At 58.6% G+C, this 19951-nt stretch carries 15 protein-coding genes and 2 pseudogenes; 11 read left to right on the forward strand and 6 right to left on the reverse strand.

The features are described from left to right. Positions 1–13 precede the first annotated feature (13 nt). The 4 genes from nodC to AAFG07_RS31830 all read right to left on the reverse strand — a co-directional run bounded on the left by nodC (position 14) and on the right by AAFG07_RS31830 (position 3167). Positions 14–1390: a chitooligosaccharide synthase NodC gene (nodC, locus tag AAFG07_RS31815; protein ID WP_342723681.1), complete on the reverse strand. Its 1377-nt coding sequence runs from the start codon at positions 1388–1390 to the stop codon at positions 14–16. 16 nt (positions 1391–1406) lie between these two features. After that, on the reverse strand, positions 1407–2066 hold the full coding sequence (nodB, locus tag AAFG07_RS31820; protein WP_342723682.1) for a chitooligosaccharide deacetylase NodB: 660 nt from the start codon (positions 2064–2066) through the stop codon (positions 1407–1409). Beyond that, the gene (locus tag AAFG07_RS31825; RefSeq protein WP_342723683.1) at positions 2063–2695 is read right to left on the reverse strand and encodes a NodA family N-acyltransferase; all 633 of its coding nucleotides are present in this window, start codon (positions 2693–2695) and stop codon (positions 2063–2065) included. The genes nodB and AAFG07_RS31825 overlap by 4 nt, the downstream gene beginning before the upstream one ends. Positions 2696–2771: 76 nt before the next feature. Beyond that, positions 2772–3167: a hypothetical protein gene (locus tag AAFG07_RS31830; protein WP_342723684.1), complete on the reverse strand. Its 396-nt coding sequence runs from the start codon at positions 3165–3167 to the stop codon at positions 2772–2774. Positions 3168–3553: 386 nt separating this feature from the next. On the opposite strand from AAFG07_RS31830, the gene nodD1 reads away from it, so the two are divergent. The 10 genes and pseudogenes from nodD1 (at position 3554) to AAFG07_RS31880 (ending at position 15483) form a co-directional block, all read left to right on the forward strand. Beyond that, the gene (nodD1, locus tag AAFG07_RS31835; RefSeq protein WP_342723685.1) at positions 3554–4498 is read left to right on the forward strand and encodes a transcriptional regulator NodD1; all 945 of its coding nucleotides are present in this window, start codon (positions 3554–3556) and stop codon (positions 4496–4498) included. A 647-nt stretch (positions 4499–5145) separates the two neighbouring features. After that, positions 5146–6129 (forward strand): transcriptional regulator NodD2, encoded by a 984-nt coding sequence (gene nodD2, locus AAFG07_RS31840; RefSeq protein ID WP_342723686.1) that lies wholly within the window; start codon positions 5146–5148, stop codon positions 6127–6129. A 652-nt stretch (positions 6130–6781) separates the two neighbouring features. Further along, positions 6782–6991: a hypothetical protein gene (locus AAFG07_RS31845; RefSeq protein WP_342723687.1), complete on the forward strand. Its 210-nt coding sequence runs from the start codon at positions 6782–6784 to the stop codon at positions 6989–6991. 121 nt (positions 6992–7112) lie between these two features. After that, a complete protein-coding gene (locus AAFG07_RS31850) occupies positions 7113–7826 on the forward strand; it encodes a MerR family transcriptional regulator (RefSeq protein ID WP_342729299.1) in 714 nt (237 codons plus the stop codon). Positions 7827–8182: 356 nt separating this feature from the next. Next, complete coding sequence (locus AAFG07_RS31855) at positions 8183–8593, forward strand: ABC transporter substrate-binding protein (RefSeq protein ID WP_342723688.1); 411 nt, start codon at positions 8183–8185, stop codon at positions 8591–8593. Between the two features lie 829 nt (positions 8594–9422). After that, positions 9423–9680: pseudogene (locus tag AAFG07_RS31860) on the forward strand (transposase); the annotation flags it as partial. Between the two features lie 169 nt (positions 9681–9849). Then, positions 9850–10878: an LLM class flavin-dependent oxidoreductase gene (locus AAFG07_RS31865; RefSeq protein WP_342723689.1), complete on the forward strand. Its 1029-nt coding sequence runs from the start codon at positions 9850–9852 to the stop codon at positions 10876–10878. A gap of 1151 nt (positions 10879–12029) precedes the next feature. Further along, entirely contained in the window at positions 12030–12404 is a 375-nt protein-coding gene (locus tag AAFG07_RS31870) for a NolY (RefSeq protein WP_342723690.1), read from the forward strand. A 1103-nt stretch (positions 12405–13507) separates the two neighbouring features. Continuing rightward, a complete protein-coding gene (locus AAFG07_RS31875; RefSeq protein ID WP_342723691.1) occupies positions 13508–13753 on the forward strand; it encodes a hypothetical protein in 246 nt (81 codons plus the stop codon). A 1004-nt stretch (positions 13754–14757) separates the two neighbouring features. Further along, a complete protein-coding gene (locus AAFG07_RS31880; RefSeq protein ID WP_342723692.1) occupies positions 14758–15483 on the forward strand; it encodes an outer membrane beta-barrel protein in 726 nt (241 codons plus the stop codon). A 373-nt stretch (positions 15484–15856) separates the two neighbouring features. On the opposite strand, the gene AAFG07_RS31885 is transcribed toward AAFG07_RS31880, so the two are convergent. After that, on the reverse strand, positions 15857–16582 hold the full coding sequence (locus AAFG07_RS31885) for a LuxR family transcriptional regulator (protein WP_342729300.1): 726 nt from the start codon (positions 16580–16582) through the stop codon (positions 15857–15859). A gap of 637 nt (positions 16583–17219) precedes the next feature. After that, positions 17220–17405: a hypothetical protein gene (locus AAFG07_RS31890; protein ID WP_342723693.1), complete on the reverse strand. Its 186-nt coding sequence runs from the start codon at positions 17403–17405 to the stop codon at positions 17220–17222. Between the two features lie 1216 nt (positions 17406–18621). On the opposite strand from AAFG07_RS31890, the pseudogene hemN reads away from it, so the two are divergent. Beyond that, positions 18622–19907, forward strand: a pseudogene (hemN, locus tag AAFG07_RS31895) (oxygen-independent coproporphyrinogen III oxidase). Positions 19908–19951: the final 44 nt, after the last annotated feature.

Genomic DNA, 19951 nt, shown 5'->3' on the forward strand with positions numbered 1-19951 from the left:
GAGTTCAATCGACCTATTTGTAGGCAGTCGATCGATCGCGACCGCAGGCGCTCTCGGCCGCCGCCAAGCTCGATGGACGGTGCGAAAACCCAGGCCTACGAACTGCGCCTGAACTTCCCGCGGTACTTGCATGGCTTGGTCCAGCATTCGCGTGCGGGATGACGGCCTGATTTTCGCCTTCGGTTGGCAAGTTGACGACCTTACGCGACAGCCAATCGCTATTGCTCAATGTGCAAAGCGCATAAGCTTTCAAGGGCAGTAAGAGAAAGATGTTGATCGGTGTGTGAAGTGAAAAGCCGAGAAACCGTACTTCGCGTGCACGGAAGGCTGCCACACTGCACCGAACCATTGTCATTGCCGCAATCGTCAGTGCCGTCCACCAGGGCACCGACCCGCCGATTACCAACTGTGCGAGCGCAGCCAGTGATGACAGCGCGAGGAGCAAGGGGCCGAGATTTTGTCCGATAACGTCTAGGGTGAGATAGCCATCGAGTTCGGGCAGCAGGCGTAATGCAAGAAACGTGTCCCGAAAGGTACTGCGGGCCCAGCGGAGTTGCTGACGCAGATATGGCGCAAGGCTGTCGGGGACGACTGTTGCTGCGATTGCGGCCGGGACATATTCGGTTCGAAACCCCGCCTTGAGCATGAGGATCGTCAGATGGCGATCCTCGCCGAAATCACTCGGCTTTCCACGAAAAAATTGCGCTTCGTATTGATCAAGCAGCAAAGCGAGAGCAGAGCGACGATACATTGCGCATGGGCCGCAGCAGCACATGACTGCACCAAAACGAGCCTGTGCGGCGCGCTCTTCGTTGCACGCTAGCCAGTATTCCATGTCGATCAGCTTGGTCAGCCAGGTTTCGCCGCGATTGCTCGCTATCAACTGACCCATGGCCGCACCGATTTCTGGCTCTCGCATTTTCAGTGCAAGCTTCGTGACCACGTCAGCGGCAAGGATCGTATCCGAGTCGACGTTGAGCACCAGGTCCCCAGAGGAGCTGCGTATTGCAGCAATCTGCGCCTTGCGCTTTCCAACATTCTTGGCCAGCAAGGTGATGCTGAACCTCGGATCGTTCGCATAGATGTCGTGTACAGGCCCCACAACGTCGCGATTTGCAGATCCGTCGTCGACCACATAGACTTGCAGCTTTCCAGCGTAGTCTTGACGTGCAATCGACTCGAGGCATTTGGAGAGCGTGTTTGGGTCCTCGTTGAAGCAAGGCACGATGACGTCGACGCTCGGAAGAGCTCCATCGGATTGTCCCAGATCGTCCTGCAGCGAGGAGGCAATCGCCGGCTGAGCATAAAGCGCTTGCGCGCTCTTGTAGACAGTCGAGAGCAGCGCATAAGACGACACGGCGACAGCGCTGGTTGTAGCGAACAGGTCCATAGGGTGCCAGTATCATTCAGTGAAGTTGAGGAAGCGGACGGATTGCAAACCCGCGCTGTTGTAACGTCGGAATCAGATATGACAGCGCCATCACCGTCTGATCACGCAAAGTGGCATTGGCGCCCAGTCTCTCCTCACCCGGAGGATATCCGTCGTGCAGGAGCACAATTGCACCCGGGCGAACGGCCGCCAGCACTGAATTCACAATCCTATCAACCCCAGGGCGCGACCAATCTCTCGGATCGACAGACCAGTGCACAGCTGCGAGACCAGCCCTCGCTGAGATAGCGAGCACCTCTTGGGTCCATATGCCGTAGGGTGCTCGCATGTGCCTAAGCGAGGCCTGCGGGCACGCCAAGCGAATCGCCTTGCTCGCCGTTAGCACTTCATCGTGGACCACTGCTGGTTCACATCGGGACAGATCCGGATGCGTCATCGTGTGGTTTGCGACCTCGTGCCCCTCCGCGATCATTCGTCGAATGAGTTCAGGCTGATCGGTCGCGTACGTGCCGATCACGAAGAAGGTCGCCGGCACCCGATGTTGCGTCAGCAAATCAAGGACGTCTGGCGTGCAAAATGGATTTGGCCCATCATCGAAGGTCAAATAGACGCTGCGACTTCCATTGATGTCAGCGTAATCGCGACGCACCGCGGACGGGGGGACGAGTTCTTTCACAGCTCAGGCCCGTTGCGATCAATAGTCGTCCCGGCCGGCCACTCGCTTATCGAGCGTCCAAGGGGGAAAACCACCACGAGAACATCTTCGATCCGGATCGGTGACAAATTGGGATACACATCTGGATGCGTAGACCGGACGCGAATACCCGACATGAGGGTTGCCAGCCCCTGCCTCCCGACCAGTCTGTTAAGATGCTTCCCAAGCGCAGGCCGAACCGTACCAAAGCCGAACGGAACCCCGAACTCCTGCAGTGCAGGATACATCACGCGCATTGAGTGGCTGATTCCGAGCCCCTCAAGATCCGGACGCACCGCATATAGTCCCAGTTCGGCAACGAGCAGATCGACCCCGCCAACGTTGATGAATCGGCGTAGCAGGCCGATGTGCGCAGCGACACCGCGCGCGTCGTAACCAATAGCGCGGACCTCCGGCCTAGCACCGGCCCAACTTCGATTGCCTTGGAATGACTGCGCATTGAACGCACCGGTCGGCCCGTAGCTCTTACGGAAGAAGTCGGCGAGCTCGGCATGGTCGGCGAGCCGCAGCTCGTTTTCCCAGCGAAGGCTCCACTGGACTTGAGAGCGCGCTGAAGGACCGTCCGCGGACCGGGATCCGGCAATATTCATGACGGACTTCCCTGCACCAGTTAGGTTAAGAGCGGAGATGGCCACGTGAGCAACTAGCAATTTGCCGAACCGCCGATCAATACTGATATGCGCTGACATGCGGCATCAGAGCTCGGCTCTCCTCGCCAGCACCGCGCCCGAGCAGATCGATTTGAATGACGCCGTCACTGGGAGCGAGATGATCGTACAGGTTGCGCGCGTCGTTCCGACCGATGCCACGCCCGAGATATGCCGGGACATGCCGACGGGGCGATCGGATTGCCCACAACCTATCGGCGCCACCGAGCGGTTCCGCCTCGTCCAGGATCGCTATCGACGCTGTGCAGTCTGAGGGTTGGCCATCGATGCGTGAGACCTCATCGCGGGCGCGCCCGATTGGCACCAGATCAACTTGGGTCTTATGCATTTTCGACGCGCCCTGAATGCGATGGACAGGCGAGCCGTTTGGCCATTCGCCCGAGATCTTTGGCATTCGCAATCTGCGCCTGCCGCTCGATCGCGACACTAAGGCGAGGCTGAGCGCAGCCTCTAGTGTACGTGGGTAAACCGCCGATATGGAAAGGGATGGAATACACATACGAAGGTTTGTCGGGGCCCGCCTAGCGTCGTATCGAGCCCTCGTCGCATCGAGAAGAAGCGACGCAGGTCGCATGGCGCGCCGATAGGCGCCCCCGCTGAACGGGTTCGGCAGGCGCCCACACGTCCAGGAGTTCTTCTCGGAGCCCGCGCAACCAACAGCAGCCATCGTGATATGCCTGATAGATTTTTCCAAACTGATGTTTGCTATCCAACATTCCGCAATTTGGTAAAATCGATTGTTTCGATCGAACACATCCACACGATGGATAGACTCACAACATGCGGTTCAACGGCCTTGATCTAAACCTTCTCGTTGCGCTCGACGCTCTGATGACGGAGCGCAACCTCACAGCGGCGGCGCGCAAAATTAACCTGAGCCAGCCCGCTATGAGCGCTGCGATCGCGCGGCTGCGCACTTATTTCCGCGATGAACTGTTTACGATGAGAGGTCGCGAGCTCGTCCCGACACCTGGCGCGGAGACGCTCGCGGGGCCGGTTCGCGAGGCCCTGCTGCACATCCAACTCTCGATCATTTCACGGGACAGGTTCGACCCGACTCAGTCGGCCCGACGCTTCAGGGTCATTCTCTCCGATTTCATGACAATCGTCTTTTTTCGGAGAATTGTCGATCGTATCGCACAGGAAGCTCCTGCAGTGCGCTTCGAATTGCTACCATTTTCAGATGAGCGCGATGAGCTGCTCCGCCGCGGCGAAGTCGATTTTCTCATACTGCCGGAACCGTTCATGTCGAGCGCGCATCCGAAGGCGACCCTGTTCGATGAGACCCTCGTATGCGTGGGATGCCGCACGAACAAGCAGCTATCACGACAGCTTACATTCGAGAAATATATTTCGATGGGGCACGTTACGGCCAAGTTCGGACGAGCGCCGAGACCCAACCTCGAAGAATGGTTTTTGCTTGAGCACGGCCTCAAGAGACGCATTGAGGTCGTTGTGCAGGGCTTTAGCCTGATTCCGCCTATATTGGTAGACACGTGCCGTATAGGGACAATGCCCTTACGACTCGCCAGACACTTCGAACAGCAGATGCCCCTGCGGATCGTAGAGCCCCCGCTCCCCCTGCCCACGTTCACCGAGGCTGTGCAGTGGCCAGCGCTCCACAATACCGATCCGGCGAGCATGTGGATGCGTCGGATATTGTTGGAGGAGGCATCCAATATAGCATCTGCTCGTCAAGAGACCCCAACTCGCAGCCACCGCTAAGTTCGCCACAAGCCGCTCGCGGCAGGTTGCAAGCATACTACTAACCCCTCCGACGTGCTCGGCCGCTTTGGCATTTCAACGTCTCGGACGGCGATGCTGTAACAAGGCTGTGCGAACCGGCGATGGGTTGCGACGATTCGCCATTGGCGAGCGTCGTGATCTCGCAAGGTGTGGTTTGGCGCGCTTGTACTGCAAGCGGCGGCGTCCGGCACGATCGTGGGGACGTCTTCGGCTGCAATAATGTCTGGCTAGCAGAATTAAATTGCTTGAATCCCACACTGCGTCAGGTTGTAGATTGGCCGCCGTGACTAACGCTGCGCTACGCGGACGTCGACGGGGCGCATTGGCGAACTCGACGGCTCTTGCCGGATAAGCTCCGGGGCCGCCTGCCAACAATGTTATTGTCCAGTTCGCGCTGCGAGCGTCGCCGGAGCGGCGAGATCGATCATCGCGGCTACCGACGGCTTCCGGCCGCTGGTGGTCCGCCGATCGCCTTGCTCGCCAATCTAGCGATGATTCCGCGAGCTTCTTTTCGCGATCGCACGGTAGGAACGGAGTTGATTCGGGCGAGCCAATGAGACTTCTTCAAGCGCAGCCGTTGTCGCTCATTGTATGCACCGCAAAACGTTTGCGCCGGATAAGACGATATGCGTTTCAAAGGCCTGGATCTAAATCTCCTCGTCGTGCTTGACGCTCTAATGAGAGAGCGCAATCTCACCGCAGCAGCACGCAAGATTAACCTTAGTCAGCCGGCCATGAGCGCAGCCGTTAGCCGACTGCGGTCCTATTTCCGTGATGAGCTGTTTGCAATGAGAGGCCGGGAACTTGTCCCGACCTCACGCGCCGAGGGATTGGCGGCTCCTGTTCGCGAGGCCCTGATGCAGATCCAGCTCTCCATTATCGCGCGGGAGGCGTTCGACCCGGCTCAATCGAACCGGCGATTCAGGATCGGCCTTTCTGATTCTATGACAGTCGTGTTCTTCCGAAATGTCGTGGAGCGTGTCGCGCGAGAAGCACCCGCTGTCAGCTTCGAATTGGTGGCACTCACCGATGAGCACGATGAGCTTCTCCGGCGCGGCGACGTCGATTTTGTTATCCTGCCGGAGCTATTCATGTCCAGCGCGCACCCGCGGGTGGCCCTGTTCGAGGAGAGGCTCGTCTGCGTTGGCTGCTGCACGAACAGCGAGCTACTACGGCAGCTTACATTTGATCGATATATGTCGATGGGCCACGTTGCGGTTAAGCTCGGAGGCACGCGTAAGGCCGCCATCGAGGAAACCTTTTTACTCGGTCTCGGCCTCAATCGGCGCATTGACATTCTAGTGCAGAGCTTCAGCATGATCCCGCCCTTGCTGGTAGGCACAAGCCGCATAGGGAACATGCCATTGAGGCTCGTTAAGAACTTCCAAAGAACGATGCCGCTTCGCATTGCCGATCTTCCACAACCTTTCCCCACCTTTACCGAGGCGGTTCAATGGCCTGTCCTTCACAACAGCGATCCGGAAAGCACCTGGATGCGAGAGATATTGTTGCAGGAGGCGGCCCGCATGGCGTCGGCGCGCGAAGAGTGCTCGATCATCTGCGCTTCGGAACAAGCGGATACTGACGGAGACTTCGCTAGATCCGTCTAGCCGTTCTCGCGGGGACGTTCGCATGGTGCGTGAGTCTTGTATCCGGACGGACGCTCGACGCACGCAATTTAGGCTTGCCCTGCTCGCACTTTATCGTTGCTAGACCGAACGTCCCGCAGTTTTCGCTGCATGGACGGCGATCATGACGCCATTGTGTGGCTTGCGCGCACATTGGCATAGGCCCGATGCGAAAGCGGCAGCTCAAGCCGAGCGTTGCCTTGTTTTGGCGGGTTTAGCAACAGAGACGGAGGGCGCGACACTCGCGGCCTCGCTCAAGTCAGCCCTTTACGTTGCAGTGCTGCCTCCGGGCGTAGCAGCAGCCTCGATCGACATACCAGGACCGGCTCACGGCTGCTCGCCGTCAACCCTCAGAATGAGTAGGCTCCGAGCGAGCGGAGACGATCCGGCCTCGCCGGAGCCGCACCATGACGCGCAGCCAGCGCGGTGCTGATCGATTGTGCAGATGACGAGAACCTCCCGTACGCTTTCGACGCTGAGTGTCGCGCACCTGTGTTGCCCTATCGCATCACCTTCAAGCGCATCGGATCTTCATCGCCCTGCGCCGTCTGTCTGACTTCTTCTGGCCCTATCGCGGCCACACGTCTTGACGACGTGCGCTACTCTGGCGCAATGACAAACAAGGAGCTGAACGTTGGCGCAGCACAGCGGTGTATTTGATCCGGAAGACCTTTCCGTCTTGGGAAGCCTTTTTGATGGCACAGTCACAGCGTTACCGCCATCGATGCGAACTCTGGAAAATCGAACGGCGATTGCCAAACTCATTTTGGAGCGTACAGCAGTTAGCGAGGCTCAACTGGCGTGCCTGATGAACTTATTGGTCACCATTTCCCGTCAGGGTTGATCGCCCGCCGTTATGAGGATAGTCACCTCTCTTACGCTGGAATCAGAGACGATCCAGCTAGAGCTTTGAAATAGCTTGAATCATACGTGACGTCAGGTTGTAGGCTTTGAAATTGAACAACATGAGCAAAGCTACACCACGAAGGCGTCGATGGCGCATTGGCGAACTGGCGGAGGCGACCGGAGTAACGGTACGCACGCTGCATCACTACGAGCACACGGGCCTCTTAGCCGCCTCAGATCGTACGGACGGCGGCCACCGGATGTACGACCGCGAAAGCGCTCAACGGGTTCATCAGATTCGGGCGCTACGTGAGCTTGGCTTCTCTCTTCACGAGATCCGTAAAGCCATGGAGCGCACGACTTCACTCACAGACCTACTGCGCAAACATTTGGAGCGAATTGAACTTCAAGTCACTCGTGCGACCCTGTTGCGAGATCGTCTGCGCAACATGACGACGGACGGCGAAGTCGAGGTAAGTGTAGATGAGCTGCCTGCCACTTTGGATGCCATGTCGCGGGTCGAGACGCGCAGGCCAACGTCTCGATGCACATGCAAGTTAGCTGCAGAACGTGAGGAGCGGTGGCGGCGGATCCGCGATGAGCTGCGTGATTGTATGGACAGGGGTGAGCATCCTTGCGGCGAGCGGGCAAAGGCTGTCGCGATTGCAGCGCGATTGCTGATCGGCGAGATAGCCGGAGCCGATTCACGCGTGTCGACGATGCTGAAGGTACTTGCACGGTTAAGCGCCCCCCGCAGCCTGGCTGGTTGGGATCCCTGCCTCATGCAATATCTCGATCTCGCCCTTGCCGGGTTGGAGGATCAGCCGTACTGACGGCCTCACGGCGGATGCGCACAGGATTGCCGGTCGGCCTTGCTCGAGCTGGGAGCGCGATGAAGTGTCGGTTGATCTGGCCGCTCTGATGCGCGCCAGCAGCTTTATGGACTCAACCGGACAGCTCTTCACGCCCTGGCCTCGCCGATCGGCCTCCCCTGACACATTGATCGAACGCGCCCTTCAAAGGGGCTTGAACCGCACGTAACGTCAAATTGTAGGCTCTACCATGGTCGCGGTTTGGCCGAGCTGACGCGCATGACTTGGCTTGGCAGAAGCAACCGCATCGATCTCTGCAGGCCCGTCTGCCCGCAGAGGCTGGCGGTTCACTTCAGGTGAGCATTGGGAGCTCTACAATGTTAAATGAACGTTACGCTTCAGCCGCAAGTACAGTGCTCCTCTTCTGCGCACTCACCTCGACTGCGCGCGCCTCCGACATCCATATTGCCGTGGTTAGCCCGATCAGCGGAAGCAGCGATGCGTCCGGCGCGCTGATGCGCGGTGGCGCGGCTGCGGCGGTCGAGACGTTGAACCGTTCGGGCCTACTTCCCGACACAAAGGTGACGTTGAGCATCGCCGACGACGCCTGCGCCCCGAAGCAAGCCGTGGCAGTTCCCAATGAGCTCACCACAGACCAGGTCCGGCTGGGTCGCTGGTCATTCTTGTTCCGCTTCTTCGATCCCCGACTCCGACGTCTACGACGAAGCGGACATGATTCAAGGATCACCAGGCTCGACAAATCCTCAGCTGCCAGAACGTGGCTTTAAGACCGTCTTTCGGATCTGCGGCAACGACGACCAACACGGCGTCGTTGCAGCTGCCGAGCAGAACTGATCGGCACGAACACAACGGCTCACCAAATTCAACCAGTGACACAGATGATAAGACGACGCTCTCACGACCTTGGTGCTGCGATACTCGCGTGCTCCCTTGTACTCGCGGCTTTCGGCGCATTTGTAGCGCTCACTGCAGCACTCGCGGAGCGTCCCGATGTCGATCCGCTGGAGGAGGAACTACGTCTGATGATAGACAAATAGTACCTGCACCAACTCTCAGCGTTGCAACTCTTCCTTGCCAAGCCTGATTTGATCAGCTCGATGGTTGGCCGCGTTGGGTCGTCGGCTTTCTTCTTCAAATGAGTCCTCCATGCCGGATGGCAACGGCTTTGTTTGGCGGTGTCGCGAAGTGTTGGCCGTTAGCTTTTTCGCAACAGTAGCCATGAAACTCAATTTGCCGCGCAATTCTGTTCTATCGAGCTCGCATGCTGACAACCGCGCCTGCACTCCGCAACTTCCAGGGAGCACCATGTCGTGCGGAGCGGGGCGAACGGTATGCGCTGCTCGCTGTGCCATCCGGCCGGATTGCCTCCCACGCGACTTGCCTCGACCTCAACATCAATGAAAGCCGATTTTCGGTGCCCGCACGCCTCATGCAATGGTCACTTGCTGCCGCCCTCGAACGGCAGTGCCAGTATCGAGAGGACCGTCTCATCTTGGGGCACGCAGCCGCCAAGCCGAACATGGCGAGGCGCCAGTCGGCTCACTTCGCAAGATCTTCCCGCTGGAGTGCAGGTCCGGCCCCAAGAAGGGCGGACAGATGAAGCGACCAAGATTCACAGAACAGCAGATTATCGCGATACTGAAGGAGCACGAGGCTGGGGCGAAAGCGGCTGATCTAGCTCGCAGGCACAAGACGTCTGAAGCGGCGGTCTACAATTGGAAGGCCAGGTTTGGCGGCATGGACGTTGCTGCGGCCAAGCGGTTGAAAGCCCTGGAAGATGAGAACGCGAAGCTAAAGATGCTTCTGGTCGAGCACATGCTCAGTGTGGCGGCGCTTCGCGAGCTCCTATCAAAGTAGTGGTCGGGACCCGCCAACTGCAGGTCGTCATGAGCCACTCACATCGTGCACGCTCAGAGCCACGCATCCCAAAGAGACGACGCTAAGCGCCAATGATCAACGAGACGTATTTGAGCGCGACGGCATGAAGCAACCCGGACCCTGTTCCACCATCGGAGATGATCGAGTGAAAAGCGACCTTCCTTCAAGACTAACTTGCGGCATTTTCGACCACTTGGACGACGACGGCCGCGATGTCGCCCGACAATACGAAGATCGCCTCAAGTTGGCGGCGGCATGCGATTCTCTGGGCTTTTACGCTTATCACCTGGCCGAGCACCACTGCTCACCACATGGCAGAGGGCCGTCACCGAATCTGTTTCTATCAAGCGTAGCGCAGCGTACCCAGAAACTGCGCGTTGGTCCGCTGGTATTGTTGCTCAACCTCTATCATCCATTGCGCGCATTCGAAGAGATCTGCATGCTCGACCAGTTGAGCGGCGGCAGGCTCGAGCTCGGTATCGGACGGGGCTCGCAGCCGATCGAATGGGGCTATTTCGGCATCAGTGCGGACGCGGCGCCAGGCCGTTATGAGGAAGCCAGCGAAATCTTAGATATTGCGCTGAGGGGGCATACGTTATCCTATCGGGGACACCATTTTGAGCTGAGCGAGATACCCTTAACTTTGAGGCCTTATCAGCGTCCATATCCGCCGACCTGGATCGCGAGCAATCGGGCCGAGTCGGCGGAGTGGGCCGCCGCACATGGTGCTAATCTGGCGTGCGTGGGCCCCTCCTCTGCTGTCCGAAACATTACGGATGCGTTCCGCTCCCATCGCGCGCGCAATGCAACCGCAGACGGTCGAGAACCATTTCTCGGGTTGGTCCGCATGGTCGTGATCGCGCAGTCTGACCAAGACGCCCATGCCGCCGCCGAAACTGCTTATCGACGATGGCTGGAGAGCTTCAAATTCCTTTACGAGCGGAATGCCATTCCGACACCACCTAACCTGCCGCTGACCTTCGATGCAGCGCTTGAGAGCGAGTTGTGCGTCGTCGGAACACCAGCTTCCGTCCGACAGCTCCTCCTTAATCAGATGGAGCAGGCAGGTGCCAACTACCTACTTTGCCAGCTTGCATTCGGAAACCTGCCGTTGGAGATTTCCCTATACACCGCAACCACAATTCAATCCGAAATCATCCCTCGGTCTGGGTGACAAGATCTATCCGAGCTTTTCACCTCGGCAGGCCAACGCATCACCACTTCCGTCTACGATCGAGCGTCCTGCCGACCGCAAAGGACTTATTGGCCGCAGATTTGGACCTCCTGCCTGCACTGCAGGAGGTCCTCCGACAACAAGGACACCAGAGCGCGCCTCGAGTACCATCATGTCAGCTGCTTGACCGATATCATCGGCGATGACGTGATTGGCTTCGGGAGCGCTGGCATGACATGCCGAACCCATTCATATGGCTTGGCATAGTGCGTCATCCAAAGCAGGTTGATCGTGCTCGCGCGCGCTATCCGGGAGCTGGATGCGTTCCATCAAAACTTTCGATTTTACCGGTTTTAGCTAAATATCCCATAGTCGATCGCCGGTTTCCGGAAAGCACCTTTCACGAGCGTCGTGTGACAATGGACCCTTTTTGCTTTCAGCGTAGTCGCAGGCCAACTCAAATCCCTCGTGCCTGCATCTGCAACGAGACGTCTCGCTCTTTCAAATCGACGCACGTGCGGGCCCGCTGCAGTCAGATGGCTCATCGCAACGTCCGGCGCGCAGTCTGTCGCGTTGTCGCCGACCCAATTGCCGTCACCCCAAACGCGCCCCAGAGGATTGGTTCTCACGCACTCTCATTGGCCGGGGTCGACGCGCGACGCCGCTTAGAATTCGAACCGGCACACTGCGCTCTCAGCAAGCGTGGCCTGGATTTGTCGCCTTGAACAGCTCGGGCAGCGCCATCAAACCGGCGTTGTGGCGGCCTGCTGGCGACGCAATGCTGGCTTCTAACCGGCTATCCTAGTTGCAAGACACATGTCCTCCGGTCAGGACGAGGCACTGATGTCGACCTGTGTGACCAGACCAGCTTCGCGGTCTCATTCCCCGGCTCCTACGTCGGGTGATCGGAGATTCTCGTTCCGCTCGCGTGCTCAGTCTTGCTCGGCCGCGGTCGCCCACACCGTGCTTCCAACAAACCGGCACCGTCGCCCTCTCGTCCTGTGCGCCGCTCTCAACCGACCCCACGCGCACGGCTTTCTTGTGCGGCCGCAATTCGTTCCAGCCTCGCGTCCGCCCCCTCGCGAATCGGAAAAACGAAACACACTTCCTTACTCGGCCTACCCCGCTTTTAATTGCTATGGAGCAACACCGTGGAACTTGACCCTTCCAATTCACGCAAACAGGACCTTGAAGATCGCATCGACCTGCAACTGGACATCGTTGCCGCCCTGATCGGCGAACAAGGCAACGAGCTCGACACCGTCCGACTGCTTAACGTACTCACAAACGAAATGATAACAGCAGAACTGGAGCTTAGCCAGCTCGGCGATACCAGAACCGATGGCCACACCGGCGATGGGCGAACGGCGCGAATGTCCCGGGACCGCGGCGTTTACTATCCGGAAGACCTTCAGGTCTTGGGACGCGTTTTCGATCAAGCAGCGGCGGCCTTACCGGCAGCTCTGCGAACTCCTGCCAACCGGATGAAGATCGCCACGCTAATTCTGTCGCGTGCGGCGGAGTGAGATGCGACCTGGTGTTTTTCTGCGGTTGACGGTGGGCTTACAGAGCGTTCATTGCTGGGCCGGCAGCCCTGTTGCGATCTTGCACTGAGTACCGCAGCAAGGCTGGGCTTACCATCGCGCGAGCGTGTCGCTTCCACTGGCTTGTCCATTTCGCAGCCGTCCCCAATCGCCGCCCGATTCGGAAGGGCGGCGCCGCATTAAACGATTTTGCGCCGGAGATGATACAGCTCCTTTTCGATCTCAGCTGCACTTTCTGTTACTCGAGTACTTCATAGCTATAGTGTCCTAAATGCCCACAGCCAACCTCGCGGCCGATGCCGCGGACGTGCGACGCAACGCATGGGTGCGAGACACCGGTACGGGCTGATCGCCGGCCTAATGTCTGACTTTTCCCGGATGGTTGGCTCCCTTGTTGCGGCCGCATTGCCCCTTACACGCCCACAACGAACTACACACCACACTTCTTGGCAGGACGACAACGAACCCTCGGATTGTCGCGATTGCTCAGCATCTCCTCATCTTCTCCCTTGGTGCGCTTTACTCGAGGCAGAAGGCGCACCAAGTGCACGGGGCCATACCCACGGGTCGAACAACGGATACCGAGGGGCATGCCGCAGACACATGTTACAAAGCAAACGAGCAGTGTCCGGAATACGCCACACGATTGGCGAACAACTTCATGGAAGACGGACAGTACTGCGGCTAGAATGCTCCTCAGCTTGACGCTGCGAAAGCTTGGCGAACGGCCACTTCGTGATGCACGGCTGTAGCAGCGATTGGTACGGAATCGATCTTCGATTGCCTGGAAGAAGAGCCACCAGTGTTGGACGACGCCAAGCAATACGGGCAATGGGGCAGAGACGCACGCGACAACGCACGTTCGATTCAAGCGATTCAGAATCATTCGAATCGCGCTTGGCACTACGGCATTCGGTCATCCGAACTTCAACAAGCCTCTATATAAACTTCATTGTACGCCGAGAGCAGCTCGATGCGCGACCCGGCCGCGGACCCGATCTCTTGCTTGCTGGGGCAGGTCATAGGCTCTCGGTTTCGCCGTGGACAAGTTACTTCCTTATCAGGACGTCGAGTGGAGCTTTGAGATGGATCAGGTCTTATCCGAACAAGTGCAAGCGCCAGAGGCCCTCGTGAGCGTCGCATTTGACAAAGCGTGGCGCTTTATCGAGAAGGACCCGATCCTGGCGCACAATCTCAAGACAGTCCTTCATAGCCGATTGCGAGGTTTCCTGGAGTGTTCGATAAGGAACGGCGAACGAAATACCTTGCATCTGGCAAACGAGGCGATACGCAATTTACGCGCCGAACTGGCGCCATCGACCAAGCAGTAGGTCGCTCGCACCTCCACTGGCGGCAAACGCTCGGCTTTCGTTACGGCTCTTCGTGATCTTACGCAGCAGGAAGCCGGCGCCCGCATCGATCGTGGTCGAGCCAATCTTCCTCCGCTGGTATTGTGCCCCGCTGAACGCGAACCACGTCCTCGACTACTGTTGCCTGTCACCCCTCGTGGCGCTGCGCGACCAGTCAGCTAGAAGCTGAGAGCAACGCGATGAAGAGCGAGACAGGCGCGCTATTCTTTACGCACTAAACGATGCATGCGATAGATTCTGCTCCTGCCGTTGGCTCAGCGTGCGCTTGCGCACATTCAGGGTGGCACTTCGCCAAGCGTGGCGAACACTGCGCCGCACAACACAGCCAAGCACGAGCCCGGCCGAGTTGTACTTTTTGTCGCTCCCGCGAGCGCGTAGAGATCGAGCAACATCGCGCAAGACCTGCGATCGGTCCGGCTGAGCCGCAAAGTTCGAGGCCTTGGTGGATTTTATCGATGATCGCCGCACGCGCCATGATCGCAAACGGCAGCCTGGTCGTCCTGCTGGACGGACGAGCTTGATCGCCCCTGGAAGCGTGCTTCGTCAAGCGCTCATCATTTGGCGAAACTCACCGGACAGCGCGCGCGACCCTGCTAGTGTTGCCGTAGCTTGGCTTTGAAGCTGGTTAGTGGCGTGAGGGAAAACACGCCGCGCCACTCCGTCGCTTCGTAGGCCATGATGAACGGATCGCCTGCTAAGAACGAACACACTAATCGATCAAAGACTGTCCGTTCATTCAGCGTTGTCTAATCCGGACTTGCCTTTCGCTAAGCGTGCCCCACTCTCGGTTCGGAACATCGCGGTCGAGCTGTGCACGATGGTGGTTGCGCGCGCTTCACAAGCTGACGCAGCGTGCGTTTCGGCCGATTTCTTCCGGAACAATGTTGTGCTGCAGTTACAGCAATTCGCGATGATGTTGCTAAGACGCACGGCGCCGGGGGGCATCGAAAGGAACGAACACTCGAATGAAGAATTTGCTGATTCTGACTGCAAGCATCGGCGCACTCAGTGCGGCCGCGCCCGCATTTGGTGCGGACTTCGCCGTGCAGCCCGTCAACATCAAGGTGCCTCCGTTGCCGGTCGCAGCCCCAATCAACGACTGGACCGGCTACTATGTCGGTATCAATGGTGGCTGGGGATCGAGCGACAATTGCTGGGACTTCAATGGCGTCACTCCCGAGGGCTGCCATAATTCAACCGGCGGCACCATTGGCGGCCAGATTGGCTATCGTTGGCAGATCTTCAGGACGGTCTACGGCATCGAAGGTCAGGGCAACTGGGCCGACTTCAGCGGCTCCAATGTCAGCACCGCCTTCCCAGGAAGCACGGTTGGCACCAAGACAGATGCGTTCGGTTTGCTGACCGGCCACGTCGGCTACGCGTTCAATGCCGTGCTGCTTTACGCGAAGGGCGGTGCCGCGGTGACCAGCAACACCTATCACATCAACTCAGTGGGGACTGGGACCGAGTTTGCCAGAAACAATGATGTGCGTTGGGGCGGCGCGCTCGGCGCCGGTGTCGAAGTCAGCCTCACGCCGAGCTGGTCAGCTGGCGTCGAGTATGACCACTTGTTCATGCAGGGCAGCAACGTAACCTTCCCAACAGCCGTTGGCGCCGACCGCGTCCACCAGGACATCGATCTCATCACGGCACGGCTCAATTACAAGTTCAGCCCGGCGTTTGCAAAATAGTGATCTCCACGCGCTTGCGGCGGTGAATCGAGAGCCCCGACCATCGGTCGGGGTTCTTTCTTCGAGCGCTCCTCTCCAGCGGCATCCCTGCTGCACTTTCCGAAGCACCAGGCTCGAGCTCGCCTAAGCGAGATCACTGGCTGGATGGCACGACGCCTCCGGGGCCCCAACGCTGACGGTCCACGTCAGTTGATCAGACATCTCATCTGAAGGTTACGGAGCCCCACAACCTGACGCGGCGTGAGGTTTCAAATCGCTCGTCTCGATGGAGCGGTGTGTCTGCTGTTTCGGTAATTAGTGCCATGCTGAGATTTACCCGAAGCCGGGAGCATCACTTTAGCCAATTGGCGCTTGCGCCATTCGAGTGAGGAATTCAAAGAACATTAAGGCGAATCGCTATCACGATCGCCTGGATTCGGCTGGTCGCCCCCAGCTTTCGCATCGCATTCTTGATATGAAAATTGACGGTATTCTCGCTGATTTGCAGGATCTTCCCAATTTCCCAGGACGATTTTCCCTCTGCCACCCAGCGCATGCAACTGATCTCCCGCTGCGATAGCGCCACTTTCTTTTCACGGCCATTATCACAGGGGCTTGCGATCTCGCCATAGGCGGTGTGAAAGTGCCACGCCAGTGCGTTGAGATGACCAATGCGGTCTTGAGGATCAGCATCGTCGGACGGAGATGCAAACGACACCACAGATACGCGGCCCAACGGTCCAAACAACGGCACGCTCATGCCATGCTTCAGGCCTGCCTCTCTGGCCTCATCCAGTACGCGTCTCTCGTCGGGTTGAAGTTGATAGTGGTCGGCGAGTTGATCCCACAAAAACGGCCGCGACAGCATGGGCGTCCGCCGGACCACCGGATCGATGGTATGGTACTTGCGTTTGAAGTATCGGTCGCACCAGTCTGGCGGCCACTTCACAGCCACAGTCGGGGGTGGATACTCCGCCAGCCGAAGTGGCTCGACGAAGTTGAGGGCGCCGTAAGCAACTTCACTGAACCCCTCCTCGGTGGCACAGCTTACAAGAAGCTCGAACAGCGCTCTGAGCGAATGCGTCTGGTTTGCGCATTCAGTAAAGCTGAAAAGATCCATGATGGGCGCCTGAGGACGCCGATCAAGGTCGGTGTCACGGCGTTCGATTGCGCCTGTTTCAGGCGGAGCCAAGTTCCATTCCATGACCTGAACTCTTGGGTTTGTTCTTCGTGAAGTCTGGAGCGCTCGTATGCTGCGTCAGGCGCCATTCCCGAATTCGTTGCCCTGCCGCCAGCCGCAGCGGCGTGATCGTCGCCGTCAAACGGCCGAGGTGCCGCGGCCATCCTTCGACCCAGGCTGAACGGCGCGCCGCAACCACAGCGCCGATGCACCCTCAATTTGATCTGTCCGGCTCGCGGATAAGGCACTGGCGAAATCGATGATCGCCGCAATGTTGTCCGTGTTGATGGTCTGCGCCTTCGATGCCGTTCCGGCGCCCAATTGCCCTGGCAATGCAGGCGGTGACAGAAGGTCTGATTGCTGGTCTGACCGACGTGCGCGAGCGATCGATCTGAGGTGATCCGACGGTCGTAAAGACTTCACTGGCGATACGAACCAAACCGCACCAGCGGCTAGGACGTCGGCACAGGTCAGATTAGGTTGTGCGAGACCGGGGTCCGGCCTGACTGACACTTCGTTCGGTCTCAAGGGCGAGCACGAGGGGGCCCCAGGCGCTGCACTTCGCGATCTCGGTGAGCTAGAGCACGCCGACTTGCTTGGAGGTGCCAGGCTCCACCTGCTCGATATCGGCATCGATGCTCTGCTTGCTGGCGAAGATGATGGGGGCGTCACTTTTCTTCCCAATCTTGCAGATTGCCATCGCGCACCCTTGGCTGGTCCTCCGCCGTTCGTCGGCGTCGAGGGCGCGATCGATGAGCAACACGCAACAGTCGACGCAAAAGGTAACCGCCTAGCATCAGTGCCCGGCCTCTGAGGCGTTCCGTCAGGCAGGTCCGGCGCGAATGAATCGACGGAGCAAATAATGGTCGCGTCAGAGGCGCAACGGGAGATACGCGGCGTCGCGAGACCTGCTTGATGCAGAGGACACTTGGCATGCGCAACTCCAGAGGGAGAGGACCTGTGGATCGGATCAGCAAGTGTCGTACCAATTGTCGGGCGCGTTAGAATCAACCGTCCAGACAAGCGCTTGACAGGATAGCGATCGGTTCCCGCGTACTAAGCGCATTGAAGCAATCGTGACACCGGGAGGAGGAAACGCGACAGCGCCGTTTGCGCCAGCTGCTGGGAGCGGGCTGGATGCTCAATCCGTCTCTTCGCTGCGACGACCTTCCAGCACGCGCGCATGGCTGCCAGCCCCGCGTGGTGAGCTGTTTAGATTTGGCGACGGGACGGGATGCCGCCAAGGCGCCCCGACGCACTTTGCCGGGGTTGGAAGTGCGCCGGGCCCGCCCCAACATCATCAGTACATCCGTGATGATGCTTGCGGCAATGAGACAAGCAGCGTGGCGGAATTGAGGCTCAACCATTTTTCCAACTTGGGGTCCAAAATGTTTTCATGCGGGCTCCCAGGGACTTGAACCGCACGTAGCGTCAAGTTGTAGGATCTCGCATTTGGCGTTTTCATCTAACAAGCAACTGCTTGTCGGTGACATCACCAGGCTCGGAACGGGATTTCGATGCACGCTCCGCTGGGATTCTTGCTGGTGACGCGAGATCCACCGAGACCAAGCGCCATTCCGCCCCAAGGGGCCAGATCTAATCCGCGGGTTGTCCCTGATGATCGAGTTGCCTTTGAATGAATCTTGAATGAACTCCGCAACAGCCGAAGGCAAACCTGCTGCATGATCGAAAGCGCCTCGATTCGTGAACAGCGCAGCGCCCCCTGCGCTATCACTGCGTGTTGAAGCTTTCAGTGTACACAGAGGCTATTTGTTCGACCTGCTTGCACTTTTGATCTGTGCTGGCAGCACAGACGTAGAGAATGCAGCAACGAGGAGCGTGCGACCATCGCATATGCAATTCCTTCCTAGTAAACGAGAACGGGAGCTGATTTCAAAGCGGGCGCGTTGACATAACGCAAAGACACAGGAGAGAGCATAGGTCAGCTTCATGTTGTATGAGCATGGGAATGTTAAGCCCTGCAGACCTCACTTCTGAACAAGTATTGCGATGCTCGTCTGCCTTGGTACACTATCTACCCAACCGTACCTGATTTCCCTGCGACCGTCGGCGCCGACGCTTGTGAGACATGGTTGAGGCGGCTGCCGCCCGACGACCCCGTATCTCTCTATCTCCACGTTCCGTTCTGCCGGTCGATCTGCTGGTATTGCGGCTTCCCCACGAGCCTCACTCGCAGCGAGCGGCCGATTCGTGATTTTGTGGCGGTGCTGCGGGAGGAGATTCGATTGGTCGCAGAGCAAGTGCCGCGCGCTTTGCCCGTGAGCGACGTGCATTTTAGCGGCGGAACGCCGACCACCATTGCGCCGGCCGATTTCCTCGCCCTGATGGAACTCCTACGCCGCTGCTTCGCGTTCAGCGAATCGGCTACCGTCGCCATCGAGATCGACCCGCGCGCGTTCACCGCGGAGATGGCCGAAACCTTAGGCGCAGCCGGCGCCAGCCGCGCGAGCATCGGCGTGCAAAGCTTTGACCCCCTGGTTCAAAGGGCGGTCAACCGCCTCCAGAGCGAGGCGCACACGGCGTCTGCCGTCGAAAATCTTCGCCAACATGGAATAAGCCGCATCAACTTCGACCTTCTCTTCGGGCTGCCACATCAGACAGTGCAGTCCTGCGTGCACTCCAGCGAGGACGGCCCTGGCGATGCAGCCCGACCGGCTCGCGGTTTTCGGCTACGCCCCAGGTTCCCTCCTATATGAAACGTCAGCGCCAGATCGACGGGGCGGCGCTGCCGGACAATGTTGCCCGCGCCGAGCAAGCCGCGGCCGTGGCCGATACGCTGGTCTCCGCTGGCTACCGCCAAATCGGGCTCGACCACTTCGCCTTGCCGGACGACGAGCTCGCGCTGGCACAGAAAGCCGGTCAGCTGCGCCGCAACTCCTTGGGTTATTCAGCCGATACCTGTAGAACCGTGATCGGCTTCGGTCTGTCAGCCATCGGCCGTCTCCGCAGAGCTGGCCGTCGGGCAATCTCAAAAGGTTACTGTCTCACCGCCGAAGATCGCCTCCGCGCCGCAATCATCGAGCGTCTGATGTGCGACTTGCAGGCCGACGTACCGGCAATCTGTGCTGCCCACGGATTTGATCCGATTGCTGTTCTCGATTCAGCTGATCGCTTGGCAATGCTCGCGGAAGACGGGATGTTGGACATCGAAGAGGGTCTCATCCGTGTCAGGCAGGAGCACCGTTTTGTCATTCGCGCTATTGCTGCCGCGTTCGACGCTCATATCGACCGCGCCCCTTATTGAGGAAGCCACGCATGTGAGCGCTCCAAAAGCATCAACGCTGCTCG

The organism is Bradyrhizobium sp. B097 (assembly GCF_038957035.1).
In the GTDB taxonomy this organism is placed as follows: domain Bacteria; phylum Pseudomonadota; class Alphaproteobacteria; order Rhizobiales; family Xanthobacteraceae; genus Bradyrhizobium.